9 protein-coding genes are annotated in these 15,295 nt (G+C 58.2%); 5 read left to right on the top strand and 4 right to left on the bottom strand.

Annotated elements, in window-relative coordinates; all coding sequences use genetic code 11:
• Position 1: 1 nt before the first annotated feature.
• The 4 genes from rsxC to EIO64_RS07050 form a co-directional block, all read right to left on the bottom strand.
• On the bottom strand, positions 2 to 1,309 hold the full coding sequence (rsxC, locus tag EIO64_RS07065; RefSeq protein WP_136891065.1) for an electron transport complex subunit RsxC: 1,308 nt from the start codon (positions 1,307 to 1,309) through the stop codon (positions 2 to 4).
• Between the two features lie 27 nt (positions 1,310 to 1,336).
• A complete protein-coding gene (locus EIO64_RS07060; RefSeq protein WP_136891064.1) occupies positions 1,337 to 2,368 on the bottom strand; it encodes an FAD:protein FMN transferase in 1,032 nt (343 codons plus the stop codon).
• Positions 2,365 to 3,411 carry a hypothetical protein gene (locus EIO64_RS07055; protein WP_021747748.1) on the bottom strand — a complete coding sequence of 349 codons (1,047 nt, stop codon included), beginning with the start codon at positions 3,409 to 3,411 and terminating at the stop codon, positions 2,365 to 2,367. Before EIO64_RS07055 ends, EIO64_RS07060 begins: the two co-directional genes overlap by 4 nt.
• Before the next feature lie 208 nt (positions 3,412 to 3,619).
• Positions 3,620 to 3,997: a hypothetical protein gene (locus tag EIO64_RS07050; RefSeq protein WP_136891063.1), complete on the bottom strand. Its 378-nt coding sequence runs from the start codon at positions 3,995 to 3,997 to the stop codon at positions 3,620 to 3,622.
• Between the two features lie 506 nt (positions 3,998 to 4,503).
• Here EIO64_RS07050 and EIO64_RS07045 point away from each other — a divergent pair.
• The 5 genes from EIO64_RS07045 (at position 4,504) to EIO64_RS07025 (ending at position 15,140) form a co-directional block, all read left to right on the top strand.
• Entirely contained in the window at positions 4,504 to 4,707 is a 204-nt protein-coding gene (locus EIO64_RS07045) for a hypothetical protein (RefSeq protein WP_207754070.1), read from the top strand.
• Positions 4,704 to 5,549 (top strand): tyrosine-type recombinase/integrase, encoded by an 846-nt coding sequence (locus EIO64_RS07040; protein ID WP_119311625.1) that lies wholly within the window; start codon positions 4,704 to 4,706, stop codon positions 5,547 to 5,549. Before EIO64_RS07045 ends, EIO64_RS07040 begins: the two co-directional genes overlap by 4 nt.
• A gap of 288 nt (positions 5,550 to 5,837) precedes the next feature.
• Positions 5,838 to 10,817, top strand: coding sequence for an S-layer homology domain-containing protein (locus EIO64_RS07035; protein WP_158629721.1), 4,980 nt, complete (start codon positions 5,838 to 5,840; stop codon positions 10,815 to 10,817).
• 608 nt (positions 10,818 to 11,425) lie between these two features.
• Positions 11,426 to 11,626 (top strand): IS66 family insertion sequence element accessory protein TnpB, encoded by a 201-nt coding sequence (gene tnpB / locus EIO64_RS19190; RefSeq protein WP_158629720.1) that lies wholly within the window; start codon positions 11,426 to 11,428, stop codon positions 11,624 to 11,626.
• A gap of 3,172 nt (positions 11,627 to 14,798) precedes the next feature.
• Positions 14,799 to 15,140, top strand: coding sequence for a hypothetical protein (locus EIO64_RS07025; RefSeq protein ID WP_136891061.1), 342 nt, complete (start codon positions 14,799 to 14,801; stop codon positions 15,138 to 15,140).
• The last annotated feature ends 155 nt before the right edge of the window (positions 15,141 to 15,295 follow it).

The raw sequence follows: 15,295 nt of genomic DNA, 5'->3' as shown, positions 1-15,295 counted from the left end.
CTCATGATGGTTCCTCCCTTACCCGCTGTTTTCCCTCCCGGATCGCCGCCACGATGGGCAGCTTCCCCGGGCAAGTGTAGGCGCAGCAGCCGCACTCCACGCAGTCCAGAATGCTGTATTGCCGAAGCATTCCCACATCCCGGCAGCGGGAGAAGCGATAGAGGTACAGCGGCTGGAGCCCCATCGGGCAGACGGACACGCACCTGCCGCAGCGGATGCAGGAGGGGTGGGGAGACTCCAGGTCATCGGCGCTGGTCAGCGCCACAATGGCGTTGGTGCCCTTGATTACCGGCGTGGAGAGATCCGCCTGGGAACGGCCCATCATGGGGCCTCCGGCGATGACCTTCCACACATCCCCCTGCAGGCCGCCCGCCGCCTCGATAGCGTGGGCGAAAGGCGTCCCGATGGGGACGATCAGGTTTTTCGGCTCCTTGATCCCGTGGCCGGTGATCGTGACGATCCGGCGGAGGATGGGCTCCCCGTCCGCCACGGCCCGGCATACGCTGGCGCAGGTGGCGATGTTGAAGACCGCACACCCCACATCCTTGGGAAATCCGCCGGAGGGGACCTGGCGGCCGGTGACTGCCTGGATGAGCTGCTTCTCCGCCCCCTGGGGGTAGCGGGTGGGCAGCACGACCAGTTCCACCTCGTCCTGCTGCTTCAGCTTGTCCGTCAGGATCGAAACGGCCCGCTCCTTGTTGTCCTCAATGGCGATCACTGTCCGCCGGGGCTTCAGCAGCTGCCGCAGCAGCCGCAGTCCGCGAATCGCCTGGTCCGCATCCGTGCAGAGTAGGGCGTCATCCGCCGTGATATAGGGCTCACACTCACAGGCGTTGGCGATCAGGGTCTCCACCTTCCCGATGTTCGCCTTGATATCGGTGGGGAACGTGGCGCCGCCCATGCCCACCAGCCCGGCCTCCCGAATGCGGCGGATCAAGGCGTCGGCGTCCAGGGCATCCGTGTCGGCGCAGGGCGGGACCGCGCTGTGGTAGGTGTTCTGAAAGTCGTTCTCGATCACCACAGCCAGATGGGGCTGGCCGCTGGGGTGGCTCCGGGGCTCCACGGCCTTCACGGTGCCTGACACCGAGGCGTGAACAGGGACGCACAGTCCCTCGCCGTCACCGATCTTCTGCCCCATGTCCACATGGTCCCCGGCCTTTACCAGGGGCGTGCAGGGCTTTCCGATATGCTGGAGCAGCGGAATGACCACCTCCCGCGGCGGCGGGCAGTCCTCCAGCGGTGCTCCGCTGGACAGCTCCTTGCGCCCCGCGGGGTGGACGCCACCCCAGAAGGTTTGCTTTCGCAGCATATGATCTCACCTCTCCTCATGTTCCGTTTATGAATGAAAATAGGCGTCACAGCCCCCCGTCCAGGAGGCGGAGCCGTCTGCGTAGACCCACAACGCCTCTGCGCCATACGTCTCCAGCAGGATCCGGCCGCTCTCCTCATCCATGATGAATGCCGCCGTGGAGAGGGCGTCTGCCAGCCCCGAGTCCGCGCAGATGACCGTCACGGACCGGTAATGCCGGGCGGGCCAGCCGGTATCCGGGTCTATGATATGGTGGTAGGCGACGCCGTCCACCGTGTAATACCGTTGATAGTCCCCGCTGGTGACCACCGCGCCGCTGGTGATATCCAGGCGCTGGACATACTCCGTGTCGTCCCCATCAGGGTTCTGGACGCCGATCACCCAGGGGCTGCCGTCGGGTTTGGGGCCCGTAACGCAGACGTTGCCGCCCAAACTCAGTACCATGCCCGTCGGCAGTGCGGCGGCCACGGCACCGGCGGCGTACCCCTTGGCGACAGCCCCCACGTCCAGGCGCTGTGCCGGGTCCGTCAGATACACCGTGGAGGCCGCTTCATCCAGCACGACATTGTCAAAGGAGGTATGCTCCAACGCGGCCTGGATAGCATCCTCCTCTGGGAGATAGGCATGCTCCGGGTCGTTGACGGACGCCTCACGGGCCTCGTGCCACAGCAGAAGGACGCTCCCCATGGCGGCATTCACCTTGCCGCCGCTGTCCGCATACAGGTCCCGGCACAGGAGCAGCAGATCCAGGATCCGCGCATCCACCGTCACCGGGGCGATCCCCGCCTGGTCATTGACGGTCTTGAGGTTGTGGATCCCCTCATAGTCGTTGTAAATGTCGTAGAGCTGGTGGTATTCCAGCAGCAGATCGTGAGCCATCTCCGCCGTCTCTGTAAAGACCTCCTGGCTCTCCGCATAGCCCATGACCGTGGTCACTGTATCGAACACGTCCAGAAAGGTCGCCTGATATTGCTTGGGCCTCGTCTCCACCTCCTCCGGAGCGGCGCAGGCGGTCAGAAGGAGGCAGGGGAGCAGCAGGGACAGCAGCCGGAGCCTCACCGGAGTTTTTCCAGCAGGGCCTGGAAGCCGCCGATGGAGATGGTGACGCTGGAGGCCAGGTCCGCCTCTGCGGGCTTGGTGGCCTCATCCACCGCGATGCCCGCCACCTCGTCCAGGGTCTTGCCGGTGACATAGGCGGCAAAGGCCGCCGCCTGTTCATTCCACTCCTTGCCGATGCTGCTGACGGCGCCCATGCCGTAGTCCGCTCCCCGGTCATTCTTGCTGGGCACCGGGGCGGAGAGATCCGTGAGGAGCTGTCCCTGGCCGTCAAAGCTGACCTGGGCCTGCACGGCGTCGATCACGCAGGAGGTGATGGCATCTCCGTTCATGGTCACGGCGGCGATGTTCACATTGGTCTCCACCATGCCGGCGGCGCCCTCTGGTGCATTGCCGGCGGCCATGGAATTGCTGGTCACCAGCCGCAGCTCATCTCCGGCCTGAGCGCCCAGCGGCTGGGCGCGGTCCACCGCCTCCGCGATGGCGTTCTGGAAGCCGCCGATGGAGATGGTGACGCTGGAGGCCAGGTCCGCCTCTGCGGGCTTGGTGGCCTCATCCACGGCAATGCCCAGCACCTCATCGGCCGTCTTGCCCACTACATAGTCCGCCAGAGCCTGGGCCTGCTCGTTCCACTCTTTTCCGATGCCGCTGATGCTGCCCATGCCGTAATCAGCGCCCAGTTCATTTTTGCTGGGCACCGGGACGGTGAGATCCGTGAGGAGCTGGCCCTGGCTGTCAAAATTTGCCTTTGCCTGTACGGCGTCGATCACGCAGTCAGTGATGACGCCCGTCTCATCCACGGTGACGGCGACGATCGTCACATCCGTTTGGATCAGACCGTCCTCCTCTCCCGCACTGGCGCTGGAGGATAGGGAGCCCACCGCATAGAGGCCGGTGCGGAGGCTGCCCTGGCTGTCATGGGACGAACCTTCCTCCGCATCCGCGGAACTCTGGAGAACATCCGCTGTCGTGGCGGGCCGGCCGCTGCAGCCGACAGTTGTGAAAAGAGCTGCTGCGACTAAAATCGCTGTTAAAAATTTTTTCATCCGATTTTCCTCCGATCCTGGGATTGATGCGGCGTAGAGATGAGCTCCCAGAAATGAGCATAGTACTTCTGATTTGTTACTTTTTTATCATATCAAAAAAGCGTGTATCCTGTAAAGTATTTTCAACGAATTCTATAAAAAGTGGAAAAGATATCCGAATTCTTGGAAAGAAGCTGTGAAAATTGAAAGCCTTTCACAAAAGAAACCGTCAAGAAACAATCGCTCCACTCAAAAGGAAAAAGCATTCCGCGTTTTCGGGGGCTTTTCCGGCTTTGTCGCTGTCCGGTGCGGCGATTTTCTGCAATAGAACCGGGAAAAACGATTCAAATTTCTGCGGTATGATATTGCCATTGCCTTTGCGGCGCAACATCCGCCGGGCCTTGACAGTATGTTTCTCAGGGGAATCAAGGGCTCCCGAAGCGAGCTGCCGGGACTCGGAGTGGTCATCAAAGAATGGGACGCCATCACCATGGCGAACCCCAGTAGTGTTCGCATGGAAATCAATGAGGCAAAGAGCGGTGGCGTCTTCGATTCCCGCAATGGGACGATACTGAAAATATGCAGCCTCATTGATGTCGGCGAACATGCCGGCAGTGGCATCGCAATATCTTTTACGTATGGCGCCTGTAATCACAGAGCGGTTTGAGCCGGAGTGGACTCTGCTGGAGCTCTTCCTTAAGAAAAACAGCGATAAGAGTAAGGGTGGAAGAGACCATCATGACATACCTGGCCGATCATTCCGAAGCAAAGCATCGGAAACTGCAGAGTCTATTGGCCTGAAGCCGCCCTGTACAAGAGATTATCTGAATGATCTGATTTCAGGGGGCCATCGTGACCAGGGGCGGGAATCGAAGCTATCAGCTAAAAATGGGACAGTTTAGAGAATATCATCGGAAATGAGACCCTGACAGAAAAAGAGAAGTATTTTTAGAACGACAGCGGTATGGAATTCCATGCCGCTGTTCCGGAAGGAATACAGACATGCACTATCTGAGCCGTTTGAGATGGTATTGAAAGATAGAACCTTTGCGGAATCAAGAACTTGCATATACGTTTTTCTACATACCGACTTCCGGTACGGCCTCTGGTATCATGTTCGCCGTAAAACGGGAGGAGGCGCGTCCCTTCATAGAAAAACTGGCAGATCCGCGTATAGCTTTTTGGAACTGGAGAAAATCTTACGATTACGGCACTAAAATAACAAGGCCCACAGCGGCAGCTGCCGCTGTGGGCCTTGTTATATTTGCACATCCGGTAAAATATCGTTGTGAAATCACAAAAGGAGGCATCTTATGACCGAAGACAGACTGACTCCCCTGCAAATCCAGGCATTTGCCCGCCACCTCCGGCTGGAGGAGAAGAGCGAAGCCACTATGGAGAAGTATCTCCGGGACATCCGGGCCTTCGCACGCTGGCTGGACGGGCGGGAGATCAGCAAAGGGTTGAGCGCGGCGTGGAAGGCTCATCTGGTGGAGCGGGGCTACGCCCCCGCCAGCATCAACGCCAAGCTCTCCGCACTGAACAGCCTGCTGGAGTTCCTGGGCCTCGGCGGCTGCCGGGTGAAATTCCTGAGGGTCCAGCGGCGACTGTTCCGGGACGCCGGCCGGGAACTGACGAAGGCGGAGTACCAGCGCCTGCTGGACACGGCGCACCGGCTGGGACAGGAGCGGCTGGGCCTGCTGGTGGAAGCCATGGGGGCCACGGGCATCCGGGTCAGCGAGGTGCGGTATCTCACGGTGGAGGCCGCCCGGCAGGGCAAGGCCGAGATCTCCCTCAAGGGCAAGATCCGCACCATCCTATTGCCGGAAAAGCTCTGCCGGAAGCTGCTCCAATACGCCCAAAAACAAAAAACCGCCTCCGGTGCAATCTTTCGCACCAAAAGCGGAAAAGAGCTGGGCCGCCGGCAGATCTGGGCGGAGATGAAGCGGCTGTGCGGGCGCGCCGGGGTGGACCCGCGCAAGGTGTTCCCCCACAATCTGCGGCACCTGTTTGCTATGGTGTTCTACCGGACCAGCCGGGACATCGTCAAGCTGGCGGACCTGCTGGGCCACAGCAGCATCGAGACCACCCGCATCTACCTGGTGACCTCTGGCGCAGAACACCAGCGGACGCTGGACCGGCTGGGACTGATCTCCTAATCACGGAATTCGCATTCCGACACAAATGATCGTGAAAAAATAGTTCGTCCTACATATCAATAGACAAATTTTAGCACAAAGGACAGCTAACCGCAAGGGATTTTGCCGCTTTGGGCAGCAGAAAAAAGCCGGAAAAATGTCAAATTTTGTCCGGCCTTGGTCCCTGCGCCATTTTTTACGCCCGTGCCAGCCGCACGGGCTTTTTTCGCACTTGTTCTGCGGAGCTTCTTGCGCCAGCTTGGTCGGGCGCGGGATGGAATGCGAATTCCGTTGACAGGGGGTGTGAATATGCAGTGCGCGGAGGCAGCCAGGCTGCCAGAGACTGGGGAGCAGACTGGCGCTGTCATCACATCAGAGATGATCCGGTCCTATCTGGAGACACTCTCCCGCCGGGGGAGGAGCCGGAACACGGTGCAGATGTACGGTGCCAAGCTGCGGGCCTTCTATCACTACCTGCCGTCTGACAAGCGGGTGGAGGAGGCCAAGTGCAACCCCTGGTGCCTGCGGAAGTTGTATCTGGCCACCCGGTCGGAGATCGAGCGGAACGTGCGGCTCCCGGCGGAGCAAGCCTATGAGCAGATTCTGGATACGGAGCAGTTGGCTGCCGGATGGACGGAGAATGAGAGCAATTCCATCCAAAAGGATGTTTGCGATAGATATTTTCTCGCCGAGAGGTGTAAAGGAGGAGAAGAGATGAAGAAACGGATCTTATCAGCTTTGATGGTGCTGTGCCTGCTGCTGACACTGCTGCCGGTTTCGACACTGGCGGCAGAGGAGGGGACTGGCGAGTCGGATCCTGCGATCAATCAGGATGGATCGGACTTGCGGAAAGACCCCGCAGAGGAAGGCGGGAAACAGGAGGCCGTGGAAAGTGGGACCGCCGATGAACCGGATGGCCCCAGTGCGCCAAATGAGCCGGGGACTTCAGGGGATCCAGAGGAAAATGAGCCGACAGAGGTTCCGGGAGATCCCCCTCAGGGTCCGGATCCCACGGCCCCCACGGAGCCTGCGGGAGAGCTGGATCCCATAGAGCCTGCTGAGGATCCGGGGACAGTGGTAGAAGAGCCTGTGGCTGAGAACGCGGTGTATGTGTCGGCAGCAGGCGATGATGCGGACGGCACTGGCACAGCAGACGCTCCATATGCCACCTTGGCAAAGGCGGCGGAAGCAGCCCCGGATGGTGCGACGATTTATGTCATGTCAGATGTGGAAATGAACCAAATGGCATGGGTCTGGGAGAAAGAGCTGACCATCACCAGCTATGGTGTTGATCCTGTGACGCTCTCCCGCGGAGAAAATTTTCATACCAACGCAGATCCCGCCAGACAGCACTACAACCCCGCGATGATCGAAGTAGGCGGGGAAACGGAACAAGGGACCGTTTCGTCTCTTATTTTGACCCACATCATTTTGGATGATATGGGCAAATACGAAGGTGAATACTTTGTGCAGGCCGATTCCGAAGGCGATGGGGAGACCACCGTTAGCAGGAGTGAGGTCCCAAATACAAGCATTGTGCAAGACGCCATAATCGCAACTTACAACGGTATGGGTACGATTACTTTGGGGGATGGTGCGGAACTTCGCAACTACGGCGGTATGAGTGCCGTGCGCCTGTCCGGTGGCGAGCTGATCATGGAAGAAGGCAGCGCCATTTTGGATACAACCGAAAACGAACGTGAGAAAGGTGCGTCCGGCAGCTTTGGCCCCGCTGGTGCGGTCTGGCTCCAGGGCGGCATCTTGACCATGAACGGCGGCACGATAGGCGGCGATAAAGGTGTCATGATGAATGGGCGTGCACTCTATGCAGACGGCGGCACCGCTAACATCGGCGGCACCATTCAAAATATTCATGGTACCGATGCGGCCTGGCAGGGGCAGAACGGTGTTGCTGTCCATCTGCGGTCTCACGGTGAAGCTACCCTTGCCAGCACTGGAGAGATCACCAATGTGACCGGCACCAACGCAGGCAATAACTGCGCCATCTGGACCCAATTTTGCAACTTTACCACTAAAGCGGGATCTAAGATTTCTCATGTGGACGGTTTCCAGCTGCTCTATTTTGACGACCTCGACAACAACAACTACAGCCATGAGGTGTACCTCAACGGTACGATCTCAGAATGCGCTTCGGGTTCGGCGAGTCTTTTGCGGTCCTGGTACGGCCAGATCACATTTGGCCCGAACAGCGTGATTGAAAACTGTAGTTCCAGCAGTGCGGGCGGCCTGATCTATTCCAATAACGGCTCCCACTACACATTTGCGGGCACCATCCGCGACAATACCGCCTCTAAAGGCATGATTTATCTTGCCAACCAGGGTGGCGGCGGTGTCATCGCCACGATTGAGGAGACTGCCCATATTGTGGACAACAAGGGTCTTGCCGTTCGTGTGAACAACAGCTCCAATCTCACCATGAACGGCGGTGAGATTGCCCGCAACTCGAGCTACGGTATCCAGATCAGCGGCAAGACCGACTGGACGGGTGTCAGGTTCATTATGAACGGCGGCAAAATCTGCGACAACGGCAGCTATGGTATCTACCATACCGTTGCAGGGAAGTCCCTCGTCGAGATCAATGGCGGCACCATTTCCGGCAATAAGGGATCGAGTGGCAGACAAATCTCCTCCTCCGGCGGTTATGCTGTTGCTGAAACGGAGGAAGGCGCCGGATATGAGTACACCCATGTAAGCGCTGATGTGATGGGGGAACCCCGTACCATATACGTCAGCGCCGGGAAGGTGGAACTTCCTGAGGGCTATGCGGATGTGAACCTGGGCCGCGCCACGAATGAGGCAGTCAACACGCTGAAAGCTGGCGTTGCTAACGAGCACGCCGACTGGACCCCCGTGGGCAGCAGCGCCCTGTGGGTTCAGCCGTCTGCGACTGAGTACAGCTTCGAGCTCGATCCTACTTCCTCCCCTAAGAAGACCGACCTCTATGTGGCCTATGTACAGGTCAATCCGGACGGTTCACCCATTGATGGGGCTGAAGTGGCGGTCGAAGAGGTGGAGAATGCGGAGAAGGTGCCCATCGCTTTGAAGGATCTGACGGCAGGTGCTCCGTATGCGGTGATGCTCTTCAACAACAAGGAGTATACCCTGGCCCCCGATGACATCACCATCTACACCGGCGGCGGTCAGGGCGAGGAGAACTATGACGACGGCGGTTTCCCCAAGCTCACCATCAATGGCAGTGTTGACGTAAAATACACCGGCGACATTACAAGTTTGGAAATCAAGGGTGTGACTATCCCGGCAACGGACGACAAGACCATGCTCGATCAGCTCCTTGAAAACATTGAGGCGGTCTATACCTATGAGGACGGCACTGTCGCCACAGATGATTCCAAGCCGGGCGTGTACACAGTTACCCTCAAATGGAAGAACGGACTTACCAATGAGGACGTTCGGGTGAATGGCAACAATGTAAACCTTGACGGTGCGGGTACACTAATCGTCCGCCATACGCAGGATATTGAGGAAGCGCAGGACGGCGCCAATACATATGTGTTGTTGACCGCAGAGCCCACCAAGGCTGTGATCCACGCCGAGGCGATTGCAAAGACACAAACCAGCTCATGGGGAACCGTGTATCAGCCGTCTTTCTACACCAACGATAACGAAGACTTTGAGATCGAGGATATCGCCGGTATCCAACTCCTGGATGACTCGCTGCTGATTGATGATGACGGCACGGACCGCCAGGCTCTGCTGGAACAAAAGGCAGAGGATTCTGATCTTCTGAATGAGTTGTCCGATGGCAAAACCTACCGCTACGACTTTCACTACCTGGATCTGGTGGACGCCTACAACGGCAACGCCTGGGTTTCTGCCAGCTATGGCACCACAATCTATTTGCCATATCCCGACGGTGTGACAATGGATAACGCAAATGACCTGGATGTACAGGTCATCCACTTTCCGGGCCTGCACCGGGAATATGGCATTGCCGGTCAGGCCGAGGTGACGGATGCCATTGAAGCCTGTGAGCCGGAGGTTATAACCGCTGAATTTGACGCCAATGGTATCGAATTTGATGTGGACCGTTCCGGATTCTCTCCTTTCGCTGTTGTCTGGCAGGAGAACGCGCAGACCTTCACTATCACCGCCTCCGCCGGTGACGGCGGCTCCATCAGCCCCCGCGGCAGCGTTGCTGTGGCCGAGGGTGCGGACAAGATTTTCACCATCACGCCGAACGGCGGCTATACCATCGCCAATGTGAAAGTGGATGAAAAGAGCGTAGGAGCAGTCGATAGCTATACATTTACGGATGTTAATGCAAACCACACCATTTCTGCAACCTTTGCCCGCGATAGCTCCGGAGACGGTGGCGGCCATGACAGCGATCCCTATCTGAGGTTCGACTCCAATGGCGGCACCCGCTTCGACCCCATCGATGAAGACGGAAGGAGCTTCTCCCTCAATGTGTACGATGATGAGGAGTACGGCGCCCACATCCCCACCCGGCCCGGCTACCGTTTTACCGGTTGGTACAAGGACAGCCGCCTGACCATACGGGTGGACGAGGATGAGACTCTGCGGGTGACCTCCTCCGTGACGCTGTTCGCCGGCTGGACGGAGACCTCCGTGCCCGGCATGCTGAACGGCGACGACCACTACGCCTACATCCAGGGCTATTCTGACGGCTCTGTGCGGCCCAACGCCAATATCACCCGGGCCCAGGTGGCCACCATCTTCTTCCGCCTGCTGGACGAGAATGTGCGGGACGACAATCTCACCACGTCCAACGCCTTCCCGGATGTGAACGAGGACTACTGGGCCAACACGGCCATCTCCACCATGGCCCGGCTGGGCGTCATCAACGGCCGCAACTCCGGCCTGTTCGACCCCGACGCTAACATCACCCGCGCCGAATTCGCGGCCATCTGCGCCCGGTTCGACGACAGCGGCGTCGCCGGCGTCACCACCTTTACGGACACCGCCGACCACTGGGCGGAGGACGAGATCAGCCGCGCCGCGGCGCTGGGCTGGATCCAGGGATACAGCGACGACTCCTTCCGGCCCGACCAGTACATCTCCCGCGCCCAGGCGGTGACCATGATCAACCGGGTGCTGTGCCGCCTGCCGGAGGACACGGACGATCTGCTCTCCGGCATGAACACCTGGACCGACTGCCACGAGAGCGACTGGTTCTACCTAGCCATCCAGGAGGCCACCAACTCCCACGACTTTGTCACCAAGGACCGGGTCTATGAGAGCTGGACCGACCTGAACCGTGCTCCCGACTGGAGCCGGTACGAGTAAGGAACTCAAAAATCAATTTGACAGAAAGCCCGGGCAGATTTTTTCCGCCCGGGCTTTCTGTATTACGATAGAAAAGTGGATATCGCTACGGCTTCTAAGCGCCATAAAAACAAGTGCCAAATAGAAAAGCGGATTGCCCAGGCGCAATATAATAAAGAAGGACGGATAAACAGAAGTAGGTGAATCAAATGGCAATGAGAGCAGCCTGACATGAGGCGCGGCTTGAAACGTGGAAGAAGCAGATAGAAGGTTGCCGAAACAGGGGGAGACGAGTAAGTGAATGGTGCTTGGAACACGGTGTCGGCCCAAAGATATACCAGCGGTGAGAGCGGGAGCTGTACGGCATAAACAGCGAAAACCAAAACAGGCAGAAAGAGGGGCGGATGCCGGAAGCAGCGCCGGTATTCGCGGAAATTACCGCCTCGGAATTGCGTGGGAGCCGAGGCAAGGTGATTGCCGGGATTAAAACCGGAGCAGTTGAAGTGGGGATTTACATCCGAGCAGACAGCGCGGCCGAGGCAGCGTTGTGCTGGGGGCTGAGGGATGCTGAATGACCTTGCGGGAGCAGGGCAGATTTATATTGCCTGTGGGTATGCGGCTTTGCGACATTGGTACAGCAGAAGTTCCGTTTAGCTCCGTTCAGCGGTACGCTGTTTTTGTTCTGTGGTTATAGGCAGGACTGGAACAAGAGGCTTTATTGGGAAGAGGATGGATTTGTACTGGTCACGAAGCGGTTGGAGGCTGGAAGCTTCCAGTGGCCTCGGAACAGCGCAGAGGCTCGGAGGTTAAGTTACCAGCAGTATCCTTAATTGTCAAAAGCATTGAAAATGACAACTTTCCAGGTAATTTTTAGCCACCAAATTTGCAAAAACAAGACCAATACACAGATGAACAGCACGGAGATGGTAACGCTCTCCCGTGCGGAATAGGATGAACTGCTTCGAAAGAGCGCGGGGTATACGGAACGAAACCGGAAGCCGGAATGGCTGATGGAACAGGTGCGTCTTGCCAAAAGAAAGCCTGTGGGCATTCTCTGAACAGATGAAAGAGGAATTGGCGGGTCAACTGAGCCCGATGCTTGATGAGACGGAGGCATGGTTGTCTGTCAGAGCTGCTATAAGGGGAACCGCGGCAGAGCCCCATATCCGGCAGGAGCGGTCCCTACAAGTGGAGGAGCTTCCGCCCGAAAATGTCACTATTGAGATGATGGAGCACCGGCTTTCTGAATCTGGGCGTGTATGCTCCGGATCGCCCATGGAGGGGATTGGCAGAAAAGTCCGGCGGACATGAGTCATGATCCCCACACAGGTGAGGATTCGGGCATACATACGCTTGTCAAAATTGCACACGGCAGAAACGGAAATGCCCATCTTGAAAGCTGAAAAGAAGACTGCCCGAATCCCTGGCAGCTCCGCAAGTTTTGAAGCTGGAGGGCCGGACTATCCGGAGCAAATGCTATATGCGGCTGTACCGGACCGCAGGGATGTGGAACACCCTGTCGTGCTGTATGAATACCAGCCGAACTGGAGGACAAAGAGGAGGCGGAGAAACTTCTGCCGGAGAGTGCACCGGATACTCACAGAACATTGAAGGGAGAATGGTTCCATTAAGCGAGCCTGCTGAAAAGCGGGCTCGTTTTTCAGCCCTGGACAGGCAGATGTCTCTCTTTGCCCCGAAATGCCGAATTTTCCAGCAGTTAGATTGCCATGGAAATGCCGTTTAGAGTGATGGACGACTATATGCAGACGAATTTCCCTGAAGCAAAACCACACACTTCAGCCCCACCATGTGCATAGCATACCATGAGCATAGGCCTTATGAGAAAGGAACGATTGTAATGTCTGCTCTCTTGAAGAAATTCAGCAACCTTCTGTGTGTTAAAAGCATTGTAACGCTTGTCTTGACGGTAGTATTTGCCTATCTCGCTGTTTTGGATCGAATTTCCAACCAAGATTTTTTAACAATTTTTTCAGTTGTCATCGCATTCTATTTCGGCACACAGAGTCAGCGCCTGAATGAAAAGATCGAGAAGGACACAGACAAGAAGCAACTTTAGCTATAACCACAGTTCCCTTACTTTGGATGAGAGGTCAATGAGATGAATTATTTTCCCAACAACAATTTAAATAAAGAACGTCATTGCGGCTCTGCACCTGACAGAGACTCCTCCTGTCAGTGTTTTTGCCCCATTCTCTCCGGTGAACGCGGCCCCCAAGGTGAACGTGGGCCGCAGGGCGAACGCGGGCCCCAGGGTGAACGCGGCCCCCGCGGAGAGCGTGGTCCCCAGGGGCCAAAGGGTGAGCAGGGCTGTCCCGGTCCCATGGGCCCAAAAGGAATGGTGGGCCCTCAGGGACTCCCGGGGCCTCAGGGTATTCGGGGCGATATGGGGCCAAAAGGAGACACAGGAGATATCGGACCGCAGGGTGTCCGCGGGGATCCCGGCCCCATGGGCCCCAAAGGCGACCGCGGCCCCGTAGGGCCTAAGGGTGATCCGGGACCGGCTGGCCCAGTCGGCCCCAGGGGGAAAGAGGCATTCCGGGCGACCGCGGCCCTCAAGGAGAACAGGGACCTCAGGGTGAGCAAGGGCTTCCTGGTGAGACCGGCCCTCAAGGACTCCAAGGAGATCGCGGCTGTCCCGGACCACAGGGAGAACAGGGCCCCATCGGTCCGGCAGGGCCCCAAGGCGAGCGTGGCGAAAGCGGCCCTCAAGGTCCGGCAGGACCCCAGGGTGAGCGGGGTGAAACCGGCCCTCAGGGTGAACCTGGCCCTCAGGGACCCGCGGGCACGACACCTACCGTCACTGTGGGAACTGTCTCCTCCGGTACTGCCGCAACCGTCACCGCCAATCCGACGGACACCGGGATCTCCCTGGACTTCGTGGTTCCCGTCGGCCCTGCAGGCCCTCAGGGAGAATCCGGCCCGACAGGTCCCCAGGGCCCGGAAGGGCCTCAGGGCGAGCGGGGCGAAACCGGCCCTCAGGGACCTGCGGGCACGACACCTACCGTCACTGTGGGAACTGTCTCCTCCGGTACTGCCGCAGCCGTCACCGCCAATCCGACGGACACCGGGATCTCCCTGGACTTCGTGGTTCCCGTCGGCCCTGCAGGCCCTCAGGGAGAATCCGGCCTGACAGGTCCCCAAGGTCCGGCAGGACCCCAGGGTGAGCGGGGTGAAACCGGCCCTCAGGGTGAACTTGGCCCTCAGGGACCCGCGGGCACAACGCCTACCGTCACTGTAGGAACTGTCTCCTCCGGTACTACCGCAGCCGTCACCGCCAATCCGACGGACACCGGGATCTCCCTGGACTTCGTGGTTCCCGTCGGTCCTGCAGGCCCTCAGGGAGAATCCGGCCCGACAGGTCCTCAGGGCCCGGAAGGGCCTCAGGGTGAACTTGGCCCTCAGGGACCCGCGGGCACAACGCCTACCGTCACTGTAGGAACTGTCTCCTCCGGTACTACCGCAGCCGTCACCGCCAATCCGACGGACACCGGGATCTCCCTGGACTTCGTGGTTCCCGTCGGTCCTGCAGGCCCTCAGGGAGAATCCGGCCCGACAGGTCCCCAGGGCCCGGAAGGGCCTCAGGGCGAGCGGGGCGAAACCGGGCCTCAGGGTGAACTTGGCCCTCAGGGACCCGCGGGCACGACACCTACCGTCACTGTGGGAACTGTCTCCTCTGGTACTGCCGCAGCCGTCACCGCCAATCCGACAGACACCGGGATCTCCCTGGACTTTGTGGTTCCCGTTGGCCCCGAGGGGCCGAAAGGTGAACCTGGTGAAGTTGGACCCGAAGGACCGCAGGGCATCCCTGGGTAGACTCCTGAAATTACAGTGGAGCAAAATATACCTACTGTCTACAAGGTTCGGTTTAAAACTGCGGAGACAGATTTCCTGACTCCCAATCTAAAAGCTGTTCCGGAGGTTTACAACGCAAATCTGTCCTCTGCTGGAAGTGTCTTGACGGTTCCTCTGGAGGCGCTGAACATGACCTTGCAGAACACTTCGGCCACTTCACTCCGCTTTTCCCTCCAGCCTGCGGTAACAGGAACGTCTATTGTGGCCGATATTCGCCGCGCAAGTATTTACGATGGAGCTTCTATTGACAGCCAGACCAATGACAACCTGACAATCTCAGGTGTGTTCGTAGTGGATGATCTGATCTACAGCCAGTCTCAGGAGATGCACTGGACACGAATCCGGCAACAAGAGCCCTCTACCGGTCTTTGGTCCATGTGTGAGATCCGAATCTTTTCTTCCCGAGGCGGTGCCCGTACGTCTGTATGCGTCAACTGGCTATACACGGGAGCCAGTTTCCTGACACCATAAGTTTTCTTTCTCAGGACTGCAAGTTGCTCTGTGGGGCACTATAAATATTCATCAGAAGTGCAGTAATGTAAACGTGAAACAGAGGGGCAGCCAAACGGTCGCCCCTCTGCTCACACTTACCCATAAAATCAGATGATGAGATGTGAATGCTTTGC

It is taken from the genome of Dysosmobacter welbionis, assembly GCF_005121165.3.
Taxonomy (GTDB): Bacteria; Bacillota; Clostridia; order Oscillospirales; family Oscillospiraceae; genus Oscillibacter; species Oscillibacter welbionis.
The sequence above is the reverse complement of the archived record's forward strand: the minus strand, read 5'-3'. Positions and strand labels throughout refer to the sequence as shown.